The following is an 18,809-nucleotide window of genomic DNA, read 5'->3' as shown; positions in this document are numbered from 1 at the left end:
ACGACGTGTCATGATAACACTCCTCACTCTTCTGAATTTTCCATCAGCCACTAATTCTAAAATAGATTGATGCCTATTTGATGACACACCCTAGTTTTCCCCAAGTTTACAGCTTTTTCTGAGCTTCAATTCTGCTTTCAAATCCAAAAATCTCAGCTTTTCTTGTCTTATGAAAATAACCTCTATCTCGGAGGTTATTTTCATAGAAGTTCCTTTGAAAATATAGGTTATTTACTCAAAGGAATTAACTAGACAACAGCAGCTACTTGCTGCTGAAAGAAAGCTTGCAACACTCTCTCTGCTATTTGATGGCTAGTTAAACCTAGTTCTGTCTTAGATTCATTGGGTTCAGCATGATCTACCAATACATCTGGTACACCGAATCGCTTGACAGGAACTAGAATATCTGCATCCATTAAGGCTTCCGCGATCGCAGAACCAAAGCCACCCATCAGACAGCCTTCCTCCAAGGTGACGACGCGGCCGATTCTCTTCGCTAAAGGCAAAATCAACTCGGTATCCAAAGGCTTAACAAAACGCGCATTAATTACAGTTGCTTCAATGCCATGTTCACTGAGAATTTCAGCGGCTTGCATTCCTGGATAAACCATTGTGCCATAGGCGACGATTAACACATCATCGCCAGTGCGGAGAATTTCGCCTTTGCCAATTTCCACAGGTTCCCAACCTTCCTCCATCAAGGGGACGCCGTAGCCATTGCCACGAGGGTAGCGCATAGCGATCGGGCCACTGGTATGGTTAACACCAGTCACTACCATGCGTTGGAGTTCTGCTTCATCTTTGGGTGCCATGATTACGATGTTGGGAATGCAACGCAGATAGGCAATGTCATACATCCCTTGGTGGGTGGGACCATCAGCACCAACAATTCCTGCCCGATCTAAGCAGAAGAATACTGGCAAGTTTTGGATGCAGACATCATGAATTATCTGGTCATAGGCGCGTTGCAGGAAGGTAGAATAAATCACGGCGATCGGGCGCATACCCTGAGTTGCAAGTCCGGCTGCAAGGGTGATTGCGTGTTGTTCAGCAATGCCGACATCAATATATTGATTGGGCAGTTTTGCTTGAAGTTTATCTAAGCCTGTCCCCGTTGCCATAGCCGCAGTAATCCCAACGATTTTCGGGTTTTGTTCGGCAAGTTTTACCAGAGTGTGAGAAAAGACTTTGGCATAAGCCGGGGGTTTGGGTTTACTGGAAGGAATGGCTTTGCCAGTTGCTACGTTAAAAGGACTTTGGGCATGGTAGCCAACTTGATCTAGTTCAGCAATTTCATAGCCTTTGCCTTTCACGGTTGCCACATGCACCAAAACTGGGCCTGCTATCTGATGTGCCTGTTGGAAAGTGGCAATCAATTCTTCGAGATTATGCCCATCCACTGGCCCAATGTAGGTAAAGCCGAGTTCTTCAAAAACTGCACCTACCTTGGGAACAGCCAAGCGTTTCATACCTTCTTTGATGCGTCCGAGTTCGGGAGACAGGGATTCACCCACGAAAGGAATTTGCTTCAACTGTTCCTCAAGATTATCTTTAATAAATTGCACCGGTTGGCTGAGGCGCATTTTGTTCAGATAGCGGGGAATCGCGCCGACGTTGCGAGATATAGACATGTCGTTGTCGTTGAGAACAACCAACAGGTTTGTTTTCGGCAAGTGTCCAGCATGGTTGATGGCTTCTAAAGCCATACCCCCAGTTAGCGCCCCATCGCCAATCACAGCAACAGCTTTAAATTTTTCCCCTTTCAAGTCTCGCGCTAAAGCCATGCCCAATGCTGCTGAAATACTTGTAGAAGCATGTCCAGCCCCAAAGTGGTCAAACTTGTTTTCACAGCGTTTGAGATAACCAGCAACTCCGTCTTTTTGTCTGAGGGTGTGGAAGCGATCGTAGCGTCCTGTAAGCAGTTTGTGAGGATAAGCCTGGTGTCCTACATCCCAAATCACTTTATCCCGATCTAAGTCCAGTGTCTGGTAAAGTCCTAGTGTTAATTCTACAACACCCAACCCTGGCCCCAAGTGTCCACCATTAACTGCTACTGTTTGGAGATGCTTATCTCGAATCTGACGGGCAATCTGTTGCAGTTGGCGAACAGATAAACCGTGCAACTGATTAGGATGGGTGATTTCGCTCAAATGCATATTATAGGGTTTTCCTCTCTAATTTCACGTTTTCAGTATTTTGATTTTCCCACGGTCGGGTTGTCCACAGAATCAGACTCTTACATTGTTACTAAGTTGTATTGGAAAGTATAACTTCGTAATTAATAATGATCAAAAATTTGTTACCCATTAACTACTCGTCAAATTATGTTGCAATCAGTTAAAGTTATAACACATTTGTCAATAAGTAATGTTACTTAAAAACAGTCTGCAAGCCGTATAGTAAAACAAGTTTTTTTGGAGCATTTGCGGAAACTCTCTCAGCAGATTACTTAATTTTACTTTTTCAAGTTAGTACAAAATCAAGTTAAATATCTCATTTCTAACTATATATCTGGCATAATTACTGGTAAGTATTTAACAATTGTTTCTTCTTTTCTTCGGTAATACCAGCTAATTTTATCAGCGATCGCCAGTTTATCTGGGCGCAACGAAGATGTATGTAAAAATACACAAATTACGGAGATAAATTAAGTATTTACTTAGTAAAATAATCGTCCTAAATTATTTCTAGACAACAAGATTCCCGACTTCTCTAAGAAGTCGGGAATCTAAGCCTTTCGATTTTAACAAATCAAATAGGATTTCTATATCTATTCTCTACTTACCAAAAGCGTCCTTGATGTTATCAACAGCACGTTCAACAACATTCTTTGTGTTGTCTACTGCTTTTTTAGTCCGAGCGGCATCTTCGTCTGCTCTTTTCTGAATTGTAGCCGCATCTTTCTTGGCTTTGCGCTCAACAAAACTACCATTGTCTGTTGATTCATCAACTTTACTGGCATTGCTCTTTGCAGCTTCCTTAACTTTATCTGCCGTATCATCGATGAAATTTTTAGCACGTCCAGCATCTTTACTGGTTTTTTCTTGAACTTGATCGCCTGCGTCTTTTGATGCAATCAAGGTTGCAATCGGATCAGCCATTGCTGAAGTGTTGGAGAAAAATGCACCTTGCCAAACGAAAGCGATCGCTAACAGACAAAACAGGGTTGTAGCCATCCAGCGTTTTACGGTGGAAAACTGTTTTGTCAAATAACTCAGTTTCATAGAATACAATCTCATGTAATTTAGCTTACTCTTTTTACATCATTTAGCTGATTAACCATATCGTTCCCTAGATAGAGCTTTTGGTGTCATAAGTTGTTAAACGAATTCACTATTTTGATAGATTGAATTTTGAGCAAAGATTTTCCTCTGGTAATCAAGGGGCGAATTAAACATTTCAGAGATTTTGGGCATAGGCAATCGCTGTTCAGTTAATTAACTTGCGATACCTGCGGTGGGCTACGCCTACGCAACTGACTTTTTACGGCTAAGAGGATGTTTTAAAAGTAGCTTGCTGTGATTTTGGGTATTTATTGATCCCCCCTAGCCCACGCCAGTCGCTCCACTTGGGGAGACCCCAGACGCTCTCTTACGAGACACTAAAAGCGTAGCTTGCTTCTCTGTAAGAGTACGCAGACTCGCTATCGCTTTTAGCGTCTCCCCAACTCTTCTCTGCGAGAGGCTGCGCCAAGGAGACGCTCTTTGGCGTTGGGAGAAGACCGCACTGGCGGAACCGGAATCAAAGTCCCTAACCAAAAAGAAGACCATAGCAGCAATGTTGCTATAGCAAAGTATGTAAAATTTCACTCCAACAATTATGTTTTTTTGACATCCTTCTAAATTATACTGCCAACTTAATTTATACTCATGAGTATATTTGTTGTTAAGTACAGTTTATGCTTTATCGGAGAAAATTTTTAAAAAGAGCAGGATATACAACCCTTTCTACCTTATTGGCTATGGGGTTTTTAGAAAAGGATAAGCAAAAAGAAGTACATAGCACGAATGTTGCTATGGCAAGTACAAATGTAAATTCTCCCCTCCGGCAATTAGCTGCCGCTAAAGGAAAGCGTTATGGCAGTGGGGGAATCTCTGCTAGCGATTTACAAGCGAATGCAAATTATTCAGCGCTAGTTGCTGCCCAGTGCGAAATTATAACGCCGAATGGCGAATTAAAATGGAACGCCACGGAACTGCAGCCAGGAGTATTTACCTTTAAAGATGCTGATTATATTGCTAATTTCTGTCAGCGGAATAATCTGAAGTTGCATGGACATACACTTTTATGGGGTCAGGCATTGCCTAGTTATATCCCTACTTTTCCCCCGACAATGCAACAACTCCAAGAACATGTGACTGGGGTCATGGGACACTATAAAAATAGCCCAGTTTTAATTTCTTGGGATATCACTAATGAAATTATTGCAGGCAATCCCAACGCGACAAGCGATCAGGTTTATGGTTTACTTCCAGGATTAACACCAGAATATATTCTAGAGTTGTTTAAATTTGCTGCTTCGGTTGATAGTAGTAAGCTATTTTACCTAAACGAGAGTAGTATTGAAAGCGCTTCATGGAGAGCAGACCGTTGGTTAGCATTGATCGAATATTTGAAGAATAATGGAGCTAAAATCGACGGCGCGGGTGTGGAATCGCATCTATGGTTTTCTACTGCTTATGGTTTTGATGCTACAGGGTTTAGTTCTGTCTTAAAAAGACTTAATAATCTTGGAGTTAAACCAATAATTTCAGAATTAGATATTATCATTGATTTCCCATTACCCAGCACTATCCAAAAGTTAGACCAGATGGTAGCTGACAATTACAAACGATATCTAGACCTATGTTTTGCGGCTGATGTTGATACTGTAATTACATGGGGGATGATTGACAAATATTGTTGGATAGTTAATTCCAGTTATATGCCAGCAACATTTCAAGCCAATCCAAGTGCCCAAAAATTTCTGCGTCCGCTTCCCTACGATCAGAATTTGCAACCTAAACTTGCCCGCAATGCTATTGCCCAGGCTTTTCAGCAAGCTACTTAGTGTTGGAGCAGATGTAGTTTAGCGATCGCAATTACAGTCTAAGAGTTTTGCAGTAAGTTTTGGGAATCATTAAAACAACACCATGCTACGCACATTTGGAGTTTTGATCAATCCTCATAAGCTATTACCTACTTTGTCTTCAATCACAACATCTGATCAGTGGTACACTTACTACGAAGCCAACGCTGAGTTTCAATTAGAGATTCCTTGGGAGCGTGGTGCAGAAATCACAGAGGATGAACAGAATGCGATCGCAGATTCTTTAGATTCTGGTCTGGATTGGTCATCATCGGGCACTTAAAGCCGGAGGACATAGTTTCAAAAGTTACTGGCAGGATGCCTGGGTAAAAATGAATTTTGCCTGGGTGCGAATGAAACCAGAAAGATATCAGTGGTAGGATAATCGATTAAATGATGCGTTACCTGAAACCCTTGTAGAGACGTTACATGTAACCTCTCTACATTCATTGTCGGAAATGTCTACTGTAATTGGTATCACGCTGACATCAATTGTTGGATGCGCTGTGGCTCCTCTCCCAGCCAATCTGGATTTTGGGCAGTGCTGTCGAAAATTGATGAGGTTTTGAAAGGCTCAAACTCGCCGCGTGATGCCGCTTCTGCGGTTTTTGCTAAGAGCGATCGCACTTGTTCGTCGTTCATTGGCTGGAACATCTGCACAGCTTCAAAGGCTTGGTCTAAAATCTCCATGCTATCAATTCCGGTAATCACAACCGATGTAGGTAGATTCAAAGCATAGTGTAAACACTCAATTGGTGTTACAGTCTTTGACCGTAAAAGAATACCATTTGCTAGGCTTTTCATCCCCAGAACGCCGATGTTTTGTTTAACCAGTTCTGGCACAACTAGCTTGGCAAAGCTCCGGTAGTGGGCATCCATCACATTCAGAGGCATCTGAGCCGTATCAAATTTAAACCCGTGAGCGGCTGCAACTTCTAGCATATGCAGATGAATATGGGGATCTTTGTGGCCAGTGAAGCCGATGTATCGGAGTTTGCCAGCTTCCCGCGCTTCAATTAAGGCAGCATTTGCCCCTTCTTTGTCAAAAATTCGATGCGGATCTTCATACCGAATGATTTCGTGATGCTGCACAAGATCGATGCAATCAACTTGCAGGCGTTGAAGAGATTCGTCTAGCTGTCTTGCGGCTTCTTTCTTAGAGCGGCCGTCAATTTTCGTCATCAGGAACACTTTGTCTCGGTAGCGATCGCGCAGTGCTTTTCCCATGCGAATTTCGCTGACCCCACCGTTGTAATCCCAACTATTATCCATAAAGGTGATGCCGCGATCAATCGCGGTTCTCACAATTCGGATACCCAGTTGCTCATCAACGTGCTTCAAACCGATGTGCCAACCACCCAATCCGATGGCGGAAACTTTTTCTCCTGTACTACCGAGAACTCGATATAACATTTCTGAATTTGGCGTAGTTCCTGACATTTGTTCTCCAAGTCTTTCAGTTGTTACTTAAGTACATATAGCCGTGTGCCAATTCAAACGCAAGGGAAAGTTGACAATATCTTGCTGAAGATACAGTTTTTGAACCGATTATGAAAATAGTGAAGAAGCCAAAATACAGATGGCAATTTAGGATGTCTGAGTTAAAGGATAGGGCTTAGGCAAAATTACACACAGTAGGGACAATTCATGAATTGCCCCTACTGGAAAATGAAGGTTTGGGGTAAAAACTCAAAATTGCAGTTTTGGGCTTTTATTTTTAAGGAGAAGGAACCGCTACTCGATTGCCGGGAACAATCTGTGGCTGATACGAAAATACTTCTCGGCTACGGGGATTTACGGTCACTTTAACCCAATTCACATCGTTGGTGCCGTTCGCCGCATTGTCGCCAAATGTCTCGACACGAGTGAAGTTCTCGATGCGTTTCCCTTGAGCATCTAGAAATGGCTTGTCAACACGGTAGTAGTGCGAGTCACCATGCACGTAGGCAATCGGTTTACGGAAAGCGATCGCTTCATCGCGGAACGCTAATAAAAAGTCCTTGAAGCCATCAGGCTGTCCATCGGTTTGGGTGAGCGTCTTCGGATCGCGCAAAGGCGCTCTGGTTCCATCGGTCAGATCCCACCCTGGATCGGCTTGGGAGATAAACATAACCGCCGCCGAATTGCGTGTCTTTGCTACTTGAAAAGTTTCTCTCATCCATGCAATATTAGCCTTGTTTCGCGCTGCGTACTCATCTGGGTTAGGCGCAGTGTCACACAGGTTGTTGCACGAACCCTGGATATTGAGTGTCGCATAAGTAACCCTACCAACCGTCCACCTGCGGTTCTCAACACAGGGTACTGCACCAGTTGCACCAAGACACAGTGGTGTTTTCTGCACCTCCTGGACTAGCCGACGCTGCCCAAAGGAAAACTTCGTGCTGAAAAATACCTGACGCTCGTAGTCGAGGCGATTGAGTGAGTTGAATCCACCGTTAGAGGGGCGATCGCAATCAGTCCAATCGTTATCGCCTGGGGTGAAGGCTGCTGGTGCTTTCAGGGAGTTGAAGTAGCCAAGCCCCTGAGTGTAGAGTTCATTACTGCATGTGGTCGGCGTGACCGAGCCGGGCGTAGAGTTGCCCCCTTTCAGGTCGCCATCGTGGACAGTGAAGGCCAAGTTTTGCGCGTTCATATCAGCGATCAGGTTCGGGACTCCCTTTGTCGCCTGGAGATCAGAGTAGGGGAGATCGCCCCAAAGCCCGATAGCGTATGTCTCGTTTTCTCCTTCGTACTCGTACTTCTTCTCTTTGGCAGCTGCCAAACCGATTGCGGAACTTGCGAGGAACGGCACAGTCAGCGCCAGTAAACATATTTTACGCAGCAAACGCGCAGTGGTGAAGCGTTGAAACACTGAGTACCCAACCTTTGTCATCATCTATATCCTCGATTATTCTTGGGGATCGTGAGCGCATTTTGGAGAATTAGCTCCTTGCTCACGCTATTGCAGTGAGAAACTTAGATTACCGGATTGTCGATGATGGATAGGTTATGGATGGGTTAATAGTTCGTTTCTTTACAAGGATTTCACGGCTACTGTACTTGTTTGTGTAGCCGCGATTATATGGGACCTGAGTGTGCTGTGCTGCTATATTTATTTTCCGCTATAAAAAAAGGCAATTTCTTTTTCTTTTAAGGGTGCGAAACCAGCACCTACAAGTAATTGATCGAGTTCTGTTTGGGGAATGTGTTTTGCACCAATTCGCACAATGCGCGATCGCATCGTATTAGATACGCCACTGCGCTGTCTGTTGCCTTCTAGCGCCATAACTTTACCATAAAGCTCTAGCTTGGCAGGCGGGATCGGAGAACCATCAAAATCAATTCCCTGTGCGATCGCTTCATCAATCGCATCAGCACCTGTAGTAGTTTGATTCCCTGAGTTAGTTTCGGTAGGCATGGTGATTTGTTCTTCTTCGCTATGGGTAGATTTTACCAGCATTGCTGACACCAACGCTACTTACTAGCTTTTTTGCTATGGGCGCACAGATATGCATTTGTGTCAACTTAACGTTAAAAGGGCGGTTCAAAACTGGCGAATGACCTTTGCCAAGGCTAATCACGAGTTTGTCGCGTCACCAAACCGCCAACAAACGCCCCTAAGATAGTACCTGTCCATAATCCTGTTGTGCTACCTTGCCACATCGCGCCTGGAGTCATCCAAGCGTTGCACATCTCCTTAAAACCCCAAGGTTGGTTTTGACACTTTTGGCTATGTAACATTAGGGTGATTTGCCCAGTGGTGTAAGCACCAAAAAAACCTGATGACAGCGCCAAAAAAGTGCAAATTAAAATTCTGTTTTTTGTCATTAGTTATTAGGGCGAATCGCACTTTAGGCGAACCATAAGTAAAATTTTTAGGTTAACTAGGCTTTTAATCCATTTAACTGTAAAGTTAAAAGGGGAATTCGTTAAGCCAATACGCTGCTCTTTATCTAATTAACGCAAAGATTTATGCCTGATATCGTAGATACTGCAATTAACGCGGGTACTTTCAACACTTTAGTAACAGCTATCACTGTTGCTGGTCTTGATACGGCACTGAAGGGTCCAGGGCCATTTACTGTATTTGCGCCAACTGATGAGGCGTTTTCAAAGCTGCCATCGGGAACTGTCGAGTCGCTATTAGAAGATGTTATTCAATTAAGAAAGGTATTAGAGTACCATGTTGTATCTGGCAAAGTAATGGCAGCAGATGTGGTAAAACTTGATTCAGCAACTACCACAGCAGGTTCAACGGTGAAAATTGATGCCTCTAATGGTGTTAAGGTAAATGACGCTACAGTTATTACACCAGATGTCGAAGCAGATAATGGTGTGATTCACATTATTGATACAGTGCTAATTCCTCAGTAGGAACTTGGAACAAGTCTGTCCGATTACTTTAGACTTGTTCCATTAATTGCTTATCAATAATTCCTGGCAAAAGATAGAATGATTCAATAGTAAATGTTTGTTCCCCCTGCGTGAATCCAATTTAGATATTTTTAATAAACATTCGGGCATTTGGCATTGGGAAGAGGCGCACGAGAAATGCTTACTGCAACTTCCCCTCTACTCCCCCACTCCCCATTCCCAATCAACCTGTATTTCTCATCCCAGCTGCAATACCATTAATAGTTAACAATGCCCCTCGCAGTAACTCGCCTTTGCTGTAACGAGAGTGGATGACTCCAGAAGTAGCAGTAGTATTTTGGGACTGTCGTAGGCGCTTGAGTAGTGAAACTTGGATAAATCCCAAAGGTACAATTGTGCCATTGCGTAACTGTACAGATCGTTGCAATACAGGATCACCATCTAACAGTTGATTGTGATCGGTGATTTTTAAGACCAAATCCCTTGTAAGATAGAACTCACTGGCAATTTGGTCAAAAACCTTGGCAAAACGAAGTTGATCTTCTGGTTTTGACAATTCTTGGACATAGTGATGTGCCATTTGCATATCTACTTTTGCCAAAGTCATCTCGGCCTTGGAAATCACCATTTTGAAAAAAGGCCACTTAACGTAAAAGTAACGCAGCAATTTCAAATGTTCTTCTGGTTCTTCGTTCAAGAATTCTTGTAAAGCTGTGCCAACGCCATACCAGGAAGGCAGCAAAAAGCGGGTTTGTGTCCAGCTAAATACCCAAGGAATAGCTCGCAGACTACTTAAATCTTTCTTACCAGATGGACGGCGTGCGGGACGGGAACTGATTTGTAGCTGGCTGATTTCTTCAATTGGGGTTACTTCGTGGAAGAAGTCAACAAAATCAGGCTGTTCGTAGATTAAAGCACGATAATGTTGACGCGATCGCGCTGCTAATTCTTCCATAATCTCATTCCAGGGTTCAATATCATCAAACCCTGTTCGCAGCAAGCTAGCTTGAATTACAGCAGTAGTGATTGTTTCCATGTGGTATAATGCCAAGTCCAACAAGGAGTATTTGGAAGCTAAAACTTCTCCTTGTTCGGTAATCTTGATTCGCCCATTGATACTATGACCCGGTTGGGCTAAAATCGCCTCGTAAGCAGGTCCGCCACCGCGTCCCACAGAACCGCCGCGTCCGTGGAAAATCCGCAAATTTAGATCATAGTTTTCTGCTATTTGTTGCAGTGATTTTTGGGCTTTATGAATTTCCCAGTTGCTACTTAAAAAACCAGAGTCTTTGTTGCTGTCAGAATACCCCAGCATCACTTCTTGCAAGTTCGGCGGGAGGGGAGACGCAGAAGGTGGGGGAACAAGGGAGGATGAATTTTCATCGGTATCCTGTGCTTTTGTCTGTTCGTAGCCGCCAGCTAACAAAGCGCGATATAACGGGAGTTCAAATAATTTCTGCATGACGCTTCTGGAGCGTTGTAAATCTTCTACTGTTTCAAATAGGGGGACAACTTGAATAGTTCCCACAGCAATGGCGGGGTCAAAAAGTCTGGCTTCTTTGGCTAACAGCAGTACTTCCAGCACGTCGCTGACATCGCGGCACATGCTGATAATGTAAGTTTGGCAGATGTTGAGACCAAATTCTTGTTGGAGCGATCGCACGACGCGAAAAGTCTCAATGACATCGTTGGTTTTTTCGGAAAATGGCAATTCTGCCGGAATTAATGGCCGGCGGGTTTGCAGTTCTCCTGTGAGCCAAGCAACTCTTTGCTCCTCAGATAGTTCATTGTAAGGTTGAGATAATATTTGCAGGTATTCCAGGATCTCATTGAGCGCATCAGCGTGGCGGGATGATTCTTGGCGAATATCTAGCTGTGTCAAATTAAAGCCGAAAATTTCTACCTGACAGATGAGATTTTCTAATTCTCGACAGCTTAAACCTGTTTCTGTTAAGTTGCGCTCAATCATCCGCAGTTCTGCTAAAAAATCGGCTCCCGAAAGATACAGGGGACTATCTTGATTTTTTGGCGTTTCCCGATTATATAAAGCGAGATTGCGATCGCGGGTATTTTCTAGCCGTTTCAGCACATAAGCCAGTTTCAGCCGATAGGGTTCTTGTCGATAACGCAGCGCCAGTGCGTCGTAGACTTCGCTTAACTGCGACTGATCTAATTCTAGAGATTCCAGCAAATCTGGTAAAACATCACTCCAATGCATCGACACACTTAACAATTCAATCAGATTTTTTACCGACTGAATATATCTCCCTAGCACCATTTTGCGCTGATAGCAAGCTGTCTGCCAGGTAATTTCCGGTGTAACTGATGGATTCCCATCCCTGTCTGAGCCTACCCAAGAGCCGAAAGAGCAAAAGTTTTTACTCGGTGGTTCTAGCCAAGGAAAGGTATTGGATAGAGTGTGTTTGAAACGTTTATAAAGTTGAGGAATGCCATCAAATAAAACTTCTTGGAAGTAGTGCAGGGCATAATCTACTTCATCTAGTACCGTGGGTTTGAACTGATGAAGTTCGTCTGTGCGCCACCACAGGCGAATTTCTTCGAGCAATTGTTCGCGGACATCTGCGGCTTCCCAAGGATATGCCCCTGGTGTGGTACCAGAGTGGTTTTCCAAGGCATCCAGTTTTTGCAAAAGTTGTACCACCTGTCGCTGCTTATCTCGGATAGTATGACGCACAATTTCTGTCGGGTGCGCTGTGAAAACTAAGCGCACATCCAGATGAGCAATTAGACGTTGAATTTGCTGAGGTGGTACATTCAGTTTGAATAAATAGGGAAATAAGGCAGCGAAAGTCCCTTTTGGTTTGACTAATTCTTTTTCTAGATAACTCTTTCTCAGGAACTCTGCTGCTATACCCTTGCTAACAGGCGCGTCATCTTCTCTTTGATTAGAGGAATAGTTGACATTTGATGGTGTTTGCGGTGTTGACTCTATTTCTGCCTCATAGCGACTCAATTGCTGCCGTTGTTCGTATTCCTGCTCAATGATATTAATCAACTGAAAATACAGAGCGAAAGCCCGAGCCGCGCGAATTGCTTCGTTGATATTTAATTGTTCAATTAATTTGACGGCTGAGGATGCTTGATCATTTGTCGCTTGTCCTTCTGGTGAACATAAATCGCGCAACTGCCCCAACAAGTCTACCATATTTTGACCGCATTCTTGCCGGAGAACTGACTCCCACAATTCTTCCACTACCTGGAGACGATGACGCAAAAATAATTCCGACACCGGGTATATATCCGCAGTTTGAGACGAAGAGTATAAAAGGGAACCCATATTCTCTATTCTTGTAAAGCTAATTACTGTTTACGGTTCTAGGCTTTGCACTTAATGCTCACCGGGTTGTTCCTGAGCAAATAATTATTTGGTGTATATATTTTCATCTGGATTAGTTTCGTGTTCATCTGGGAAGTCAAGATTGGGTAGGCGATCGCCTCGCAATAATTCTTCACTGGCTTCCCCTATGGCTTCTAGCGCTCTTACTGTCGTTTTTCCGGTAAGAAGCAACAGTAATATAGACGCTGTACCTATTTGTAAAAGCAAGGACTGGGGAATGCTAAATAAATCCAGATGGGATGCGGGATTAGGTGAGGGCTGTTGTTTAGTAGGAGGCATTGCTAATTTTTGGTTATGGGAATTATTGAGTAGAGACGCGATTAATCGCGTCTTTAGAGGAGAGACGCGATTAATCGCGTCTGTACAGGAATTAGGAGTTAGGATGACTCCAAGGATCAAGAAATCGAGTTTAAATGGGATAAGCTTGTTGTTTGTTTCGCCCATCAGGGACGTTAAGGGAGTAGAACGCAAGTCCGGCTTTAAACGAAAAGTCATCAGCGTAGTCATATACAATTATTCTGGCTCTTAACTCCTAACTCCTAACTCCTAACTTCTGATTTTTGACTCCCTATTAGTAAAATAAACGCAAAACTCAACATTAGTCAGACTTGCAACCTGTACAACACTATCTTGTCCGATTTTGTGAGCTACGAAGGTAACAAAATTGTTAAAAAAAAACTGTCAGAGTGTGATAGACCTATGGTTCTAGTTTACAAGTGCAGGCACTATCCCCCAACAATCGCTTCCTGTAAAATTAACTTCCGATGAAAACAGTATTACCAGATCGCCAACAATCCTTACTGCAATGGGTAAGCCAAGCAACAGGGATCAACACCTTCGGAGTGAAAGTCCGGTTGCGGGGAAATGACCTTCATATTCTTTGTGAAGGTACAGAATGTCCGCAGCGTTGGCGCACTTTGTCTGACTTGCTGCAAGCATTACAGCAAACAGATGTGGATATCCTCACAAGCAAGGAAGAACCCTCAATATATCAAGTATTTGTCTATGGGCGAAGAAAAGGGGAACAGCGCCCGAAATGGTGTCATCGGGTTCACTTGAATCAAATAGATAAGCATCTGGAGCAGGTGGAGCAAGCCTTGCTAGCAGACTCGGAAAAATCAAAACAATCGGGTGGGGCGCTAATTGTCTCTAACGAAAGTTTGGCACGCCAAGGGAACCCAGAAGCGATCGCTCGGTATCTTAGCGAAACTCTGAGTGTGTTAGGTGTATCAGTACAGGTAAAGATTAAGCTATATAAGCCAAAGAACTCTCAGCCAGAAGAAAATCGCCTGTGGATATTTTGCCAGTCGAGCTATAGCCCTGATGCATCGTTGCTTGCTGAACCAATCGCGCAGAAGTTGCGTTATCTGAAGCTTTCCGGCTACAAAGATGCAGTAATTGTTTCCCAGGTGAGCGGCGAAACTGCCCCTGATTGGCTGCTGCGGGTGGATTTGACGCCACCAGAGGTAATGCTTAAGGAGTGGGCGCGTTGGGGGGATGTCCAAGCGATCGCGCGATTATTAACTGAGGTATTATCAGAGTTAAAAGTTGCTGTTCAAGCTTATCTTAAGGAATCAACCCTACATATCTTTTGTACTCCAGCTTTTGATCCCTTAGGAATAGCTCCAATCCCAGACAAAGTAGTGTGCTTAGAGGCGATTTTACCCCAGCTAGAAGCGATCGCACCTCAAGGCATTCTCGCCGCCACCCTATACGGACAAAAAGCAGGCGACAACCAACCAAATTGGATTGATTGGCTAGCTTTACCCGCGACAAAGCATCCCGCCTTTGCCATATCACCGCTAGATTTGGCGAATACTGGCGACGAACCAGCGCTGATATTTTTATTGGAGCGTTTACTCAATCCAGACTTGGATTGGCGGTTATTGACAGGGGGAATTCGCGTACTTCTGCTGAACAAAAATGATTTATTGCACATCATGTGTGATGCGCCTGTTTGTCCAGGGCGTGAACAAGTCGCCAGCAAAATTACGCAGTTTATCCGCCAGTTAAAAATTCCCGGTATTATGGGGGTACGTGTCTACGGTCGCCGTGCTGGGAATAAAGAACCTTTTTGGCACTATGGCCTTGATCTTGAGCATCGCCAACGTTTAGTCCCAGAAGCCACCCCAGAATTTGCTGCCACTTCTAAATACGTTAACGATCTAGTAACCTCTGAAACTAACGAACCAATTTTGCGCCCCGACTTAACGACAGAAGAAGTTCAAACTTTTGTGACAGAAGTAGCGCGAGGTTGGATAGCAACAGCGAGTGCAACAGCGAAAAAATTCCTGTTGACAAGCCAGCTATTTACCGAAAGCTACCAGTCAGCCGATGCAAACCCTGATACTCAAGGACTTAAGGTAGTTCTGGTTTGGGGAATGTTGGGATTATTGCTCACCCTCCAAACTGATTGGGTATTGGGTCAAATCATTGCCCGCACTACGCCCACCAATATCTTATCCCCATCATCCTCTGGGCAAAAGGCATCTTTGACATCTGGGAAAAATCCGAGTCATAAAACGACATTTTTTACCAGCACTTCCAAGACAAAATCTCCTCCAAATCAGAGTTCTGTATTTAATGCTTCGGAATTTACCCAAAGTGATAATACCCCGGTCAAGAATTTGGCAGCCGCACCACTGAAAGAAAAAGCAACCTCTACCGCGATTCTTTTAGCAGCGCGATCGCAAATACCAAGTTTCAATGTCAGGCAGTTAGACGAGCAACTAGCACTGTATAAACAGCGTTTAGCGAGAACTGGTAGTCCGCCAGATGTGTTGATTATTGGCTCCTCCCGCGCCCTCAGAGGAGTAGATCCAGCAGCACTTTCTAAAGCTTTAGTGACTCAGGGCTATCCAAATCTTGACGTGTTTAACTTTGGGATCAACGGTGCAACCGCCCAAGTTGTAGACTTTCTAATTCGCCACGTACTCGAACCATCAGAGCTACCTAAAATAATTATCTGGGCAGATGGTGCGCGTGCTTTCAACGGTGGACGCGAGGATATTACCTTTAAATCGATCACTGCATCAGTTGGTTATAAAGAAGCATTCCAAAAAACACCAATAACTACTGCAAATAGCAATGCTTTGCCCGAAAATACCGTAAATTCGGGAGAACAAAAGGCAAAGGAAGAAAAACCAGAGATTAGTACTTATGAAGCTATCAATCAGTCATTAAATCAGGCTCTAGCATCTCTTTCTGCTAGCTATCAAAACCGCGACCAAATTAAAAGTTTACTGCAAAAACCACTGCTCATCCTTGGTCATAATCAGACAGTTGCATCAGAAAAACAGCTGACAGATGGTACTTCAGATGAGAGTATTTCCCAGCAAGCAGTTGACTTTGATGGCTTTCTACCTTTATCTATTCGCTTCAATCCCGCCAGATACTATCAAATACATTCTAGAGTTCCCGGAAATTACGACAACGATTATAAATCTTTCCAAATAGAAGGAGAGCAAGATGCTGCCTTACAAGAAGTGCTTCAGTTTGCCCAGTCTCAGAAAATTTCCTTAGTGTTTGTGAATATGCCTCTGACAGGAGATTATTTAGATCCAGTGCGTAGACAATATGAGCAAGAATTTCAGCAATATATGTTGCATTTGGCTACTAATCCCAACTTTATTTATCGTGATTTGAGCCAACAATGGATCAAAGAAAACGACTACTTTTCTGACCCCAGTCATCTCAACCGCTTTGGAGCATACGAAGTCTCGAAAAAGCTGGCTAATGATCCGATGATTCCTTGGCCGGTGAAGTAGGGAGTTAGGAGTTAGGAGTTAGGAGTTAGGAGTTAGGAGTTAGGAGTTAGGAGTTAGGAGTTATAAGAATTCTTTCCCAATGCCCAATGACAAATGACAAATGACTAATGACAAATTGAAAAATTGACTAATGACTAAAATATGAACTTTATATCAATTTTCTATGGGCTGTTCTTGTTGAGTGTGTTAGGAATTTACTGGTCTTTAGCAGAACAGAAATTACGGTTATGGACGCTGCTAATTGCCAGTTTGATTTTCTACGCATCTTTGCAGATCCAGTACATACCATTACTATTAGCATTGACGTTTATTAATTTCCGTGTGGGGCTGGAGATTGGGAAAAACACATCACCAGGAAAACATTCTCTTGACTGGCGAATTTCTAACGAAGAGTGGCAATTTGCCCAAGGTGACTGGAATCGTCGTCGTCTAAAACTTTTGTGGCTGGGTATAACTCTCAATGTTTTATTGTTATTAGGTTTTAAGTATTTTACCCCTTTATTCAAGTTTGTTTTTCATCTGGAAACAAACTCACCAGATAGCTCTTTTAAATTGATTGCACCTTTGGGAATTTCATTTTTCACCTTTGAATGCATTGCCTACTTAATAGATGTCTATCGCGGTGCCCCTGCTACTGAACAGTTTCTCAAATTTGCCACATACAAATTATTTTTTGCCAAAATGATTTCCGGCCCGATTACGCGCTACCACAACTTAGCAAATCAATTCAATACACTAGACTTCCCTAGTAGCGATAGAGTAGCTGAGGCGCTGTGGTTGATTGCTAGGGGCGCAGTCAAAAAAGGTATTTTTGCAGACCACCTAGGAATTTTTGTCGATTTATGTTTTGGTAATCTGCAACGGGCGGGTAGTACGGATCTCTGGTTAGCTACATTCGCCTACGGTTTACAGTTATATCTAGACTTCAACGGTTACGTAGACATCGCCCGTGGTAGTGCTTTGCTTTTCGGCTTGGTTCTACCTGAGAATTTCGATTTTCCCTATTTCAGCACCAATATTGCCCAATTTTGGCGGCGCTGGCACATAACTCTCGGAGATTGGCTACGTAACTATGTCTACTTTCCTTTGGGTGGTTCCCGTCAGGGTTTAGTGCGTACCTGCTGGAATTTATTTTTTATCATGTTAATCGCCGGTATTTGGCACGGTGCTGCTTTGGGTTATGTAGTTTGGGGCATATTCCACGGGTTAGCTTTGGTGGTTCATCGACTTACAGTTGCGATGAGCGATCGCTTTGAAAATCTAGCACAATTCTGGCAAAATCCTCTGGGTATCATTGTCGCTTGGTTATTGACGCAACTGATGGTTTTTACCTCTTGGATTTGGTTCCGCTTACCTAATCTCCAAGACTCTTCTTTGGTAATTCGGCATCTTTGGGGTTATCCTGCTGACGCCCAGTTTGCTGAAAAGGTCTATGTGGAAGCCTTAAATCTCAGCCAATACCAACTCACTTGGGTACTTCTAGCTTTAGCTGTCCTTATGGCTGTAGTCTATGCCTTTAACCGAATGCTGAAGTTAGAGTTGAACTGGCCGCTTAAGCTTGTCTTCGTCCCCCTATGTTTCTACGCTGTTTGGTTATTAGCTCCTGAAGGTAGTTTGCCCTACATCTACTTTGATTTTTAAAATTCCCCAAAATATAAAAAATTAACTAGCCCTTTCAAGGTGACTCCTAAAATCTGTTTTTTTCTCTCTGATCTCTCTGTGCCTCTGCGGTTTAAGAGTAATTTCTTTAAGCTTATTAGGCGCAGATAACACAGAGTTGCATAGATTAAAGAGGAATTTTTTGACCAAAATTTTTACCCACGCTGAAATTGCTAGTTCTAAAGACTTAAAAATTTTTTCCCCAGGCTGATTGTAAAAAAGTGTAAAGGTAAATAACTATTACATAACGGCGTAAATCCACCTACCATCTCAATTAACCAGACAATTGATTAAGCCCTTTGTTAAAGGTAGGCAAACTTCCGCCACAGTGTACTAAGCTGTTGGAGATTTAACTTGCATATTACCTGGAAGTAAAACTCTTGTGGGGTGGGCAGCGTTCGACTGAGCGCTCACGCCGTACCCCTCCGGGGAAGCAAGCTACGCGTAGCGTTCCGCAGGAAAGTCTTGCCCACCCTAGTTATGCAAATTAAAAGTACATTAGCTTAGGCCTGGAGTTTAGACTAAAAGCGATAAGAGAGAACGCAAATCAAAAGGAATTAGAGGTTAAAAATATTATCTTGTCAGCCTTAAAGCATCCTGACCT

General features: G+C 43.4%; 13 protein-coding genes. 5 read left to right on the top strand and 8 right to left on the bottom strand.

What is annotated here, in order from left to right; translation table 11 throughout:
* Nucleotides 1-248 precede the first annotated feature (248 nt).
* Together dxs and V7K15_RS24185 are read right to left on the bottom strand one after the other, a co-directional pair.
* Nucleotides 249-2,156, bottom strand: a complete 1,908-nt coding sequence (gene dxs / locus V7K15_RS24190) for a 1-deoxy-D-xylulose-5-phosphate synthase (protein WP_334909583.1) — start codon at nt 2,154-2,156, stop codon at nt 249-251.
* Between the two features lie 621 nt (nt 2,157-2,777).
* Nucleotides 2,778-3,224: a hypothetical protein gene (locus tag V7K15_RS24185; RefSeq protein ID WP_334909581.1), complete on the bottom strand. Its 447-nt coding sequence runs from the start codon at nt 3,222-3,224 to the stop codon at nt 2,778-2,780.
* Between the two features lie 791 nt (nt 3,225-4,015).
* On the opposite strand from V7K15_RS24185, the gene V7K15_RS24180 reads away from it, so the two are divergent.
* Both V7K15_RS24180 and V7K15_RS24175 read left to right on the top strand, forming a co-directional pair.
* Nucleotides 4,016-5,050 carry an endo-1,4-beta-xylanase gene (locus tag V7K15_RS24180; RefSeq protein WP_334909579.1) on the top strand — a complete coding sequence of 345 codons (1,035 nt, stop codon included), beginning with the start codon at nt 4,016-4,018 and terminating at the stop codon, nt 5,048-5,050.
* 82 nt (nt 5,051-5,132) lie between these two features.
* Entirely contained in the window at nt 5,133-5,351 is a 219-nt protein-coding gene (locus V7K15_RS24175) for a hypothetical protein (protein ID WP_334909577.1), read from the top strand.
* A 194-nt stretch (nt 5,352-5,545) separates the two neighbouring features.
* Here V7K15_RS24175 and V7K15_RS24170 read toward each other — a convergent pair whose 3' ends face one another.
* The 4 genes from V7K15_RS24170 to V7K15_RS24155 all read right to left on the bottom strand — a co-directional run bounded on the left by V7K15_RS24170 (nt 5,546) and on the right by V7K15_RS24155 (nt 8,875).
* Complete coding sequence (locus tag V7K15_RS24170; protein ID WP_334909575.1) at nt 5,546-6,508, bottom strand: aldo/keto reductase; 963 nt, start codon at nt 6,506-6,508, stop codon at nt 5,546-5,548.
* Nucleotides 6,509-6,785: 277 nt separating this feature from the next.
* Entirely contained in the window at nt 6,786-7,409 is a 624-nt protein-coding gene (locus V7K15_RS24165) for a hypothetical protein (RefSeq protein WP_334909573.1), read from the bottom strand.
* A gap of 750 nt (nt 7,410-8,159) precedes the next feature.
* Nucleotides 8,160-8,465, bottom strand: a complete 306-nt coding sequence (locus V7K15_RS24160; protein ID WP_334909587.1) for a small RNA NsiR4-regulated ssr1528 family protein — start codon at nt 8,463-8,465, stop codon at nt 8,160-8,162.
* Nucleotides 8,466-8,620: 155 nt separating this feature from the next.
* Nucleotides 8,621-8,875, bottom strand: coding sequence for a hypothetical protein (locus V7K15_RS24155; RefSeq protein WP_334909571.1), 255 nt, complete (start codon nt 8,873-8,875; stop codon nt 8,621-8,623).
* Nucleotides 8,876-9,019: 144 nt separating this feature from the next.
* Between V7K15_RS24155 and V7K15_RS24150 the strand changes: the two genes are divergently transcribed.
* Entirely contained in the window at nt 9,020-9,421 is a 402-nt protein-coding gene (locus V7K15_RS24150; protein ID WP_334909569.1) for a fasciclin domain-containing protein, read from the top strand.
* Nucleotides 9,422-9,644: 223 nt separating this feature from the next.
* Here V7K15_RS24150 and ppc read toward each other — a convergent pair whose 3' ends face one another.
* Nucleotides 9,645-12,719, bottom strand: a complete 3,075-nt coding sequence (gene ppc / locus V7K15_RS24145; protein ID WP_334909567.1) for a phosphoenolpyruvate carboxylase — start codon at nt 12,717-12,719, stop codon at nt 9,645-9,647.
* A gap of 84 nt (nt 12,720-12,803) precedes the next feature.
* Nucleotides 12,804-13,058, bottom strand: a complete 255-nt coding sequence (locus V7K15_RS24140) for a hypothetical protein (protein ID WP_334909585.1) — start codon at nt 13,056-13,058, stop codon at nt 12,804-12,806.
* A 485-nt stretch (nt 13,059-13,543) separates the two neighbouring features.
* On the opposite strand from V7K15_RS24140, the gene V7K15_RS24135 reads away from it, so the two are divergent.
* Entirely contained in the window at nt 13,544-16,546 is a 3,003-nt protein-coding gene (locus V7K15_RS24135; RefSeq protein WP_334909565.1) for a DUF1574 domain-containing protein, read from the top strand.
* A 141-nt stretch (nt 16,547-16,687) separates the two neighbouring features.
* Nucleotides 16,688-18,187: an MBOAT family O-acyltransferase gene (locus V7K15_RS24130; RefSeq protein WP_334909563.1), complete on the top strand. Its 1,500-nt coding sequence runs from the start codon at nt 16,688-16,690 to the stop codon at nt 18,185-18,187.
* Nucleotides 18,188-18,809 lie beyond the last annotated feature (622 nt).

The organism is Nostoc sp. (assembly GCF_036919815.1).
In the GTDB taxonomy this organism is placed as follows: domain Bacteria; phylum Cyanobacteriota; class Cyanobacteriia; order Cyanobacteriales; family Nostocaceae; genus Nostoc.
This window is presented reverse-complemented; position numbering and strand designations above follow the sequence as displayed.